Origin of the sequence: Oceanisphaera psychrotolerans (assembly GCF_001870485.1) — a bacterium.
In the GTDB taxonomy this organism is placed as follows: domain Bacteria; phylum Pseudomonadota; class Gammaproteobacteria; order Enterobacterales; family Aeromonadaceae; genus Oceanimonas; species Oceanimonas psychrotolerans.
In genome coordinates, this window is sequence record NZ_MDKE01000062.1 from 1 (window position 1) to 644 (window position 644).

Below are 644 nucleotides of genomic sequence, written 5' to 3' on the forward strand. Positions count from 1 at the left end.
GCGAACGGCGAAGTCGGATTTTCTCGCCACGCCGCCGCGACGATAGGTCGCCGGCTTCATGCCCAGTTGCGCCGCGCTTTGCGCATAGAAGCGGCCACTGGAATGGAAGCCGACGTCATAGAGCGTTTCGGTCACGCTGGCACTGGCCGCCGGAGTTGCGCGCGCAGACGGCCGGCTCGATAGGCATCGGCATAGGCCTTGGGAGTGAGGCCGGTGTGCTGCTTGAAGAGACGATGAAAATGATGACGGCTCAAGCCCGCGGCCTGCGCCAGCGTGGCCGTGTCGGGCTGTTCATCAGCCTGCGCGATCAGGCGGCAGGCTTGCGCGATGGCCTGTGCCTGGCGCTCGTGCAAGGGCGGCTGGTCCGGCTTGCAGCGCTGGCATGGACGAAAGCCAGCCGCTTCGGCGCAGCGCCAGCTGGCAGTGGAAGGCCACGTTCTTGCGCAAGGGTGTGCGTGCCCCGCAGGAGGGCCTGCAGTACACGCCGGTGGTGCGCACCGCATACCAGAACCGGCCATCGAAAGACGCATCGCGCTGCTGCACGGCTTGCCAGCAGGTGTCGGGGTCGAGTCCGTTGGACGTCGGCGGCGGAGGCAGTGGAGCTAGTCGGCAGAGGAGAAGAAGTCATGGTCAGCATGTAGCGC

Annotated in this window: 2 protein-coding genes; both read right to left on the reverse strand. The window is 66.5% G+C overall.

Translation table 11 applies throughout. The features are described from left to right. Positions 1 to 131: 131 nt before the first annotated feature. Positions 132 to 353: a helix-turn-helix domain-containing protein gene (locus BFR47_RS18280; RefSeq protein WP_217645570.1), complete on the reverse strand. Its 222-nt coding sequence runs from the start codon at positions 351 to 353 to the stop codon at positions 132 to 134. Next, complete coding sequence (locus tag BFR47_RS19325) at positions 295 to 597, reverse strand: Ada metal-binding domain-containing protein (protein WP_425434019.1); 303 nt, start codon at positions 595 to 597, stop codon at positions 295 to 297. The genes BFR47_RS18280 and BFR47_RS19325 overlap by 59 nt, the downstream gene beginning before the upstream one ends. Positions 598 to 644 lie beyond the last annotated feature (47 nt).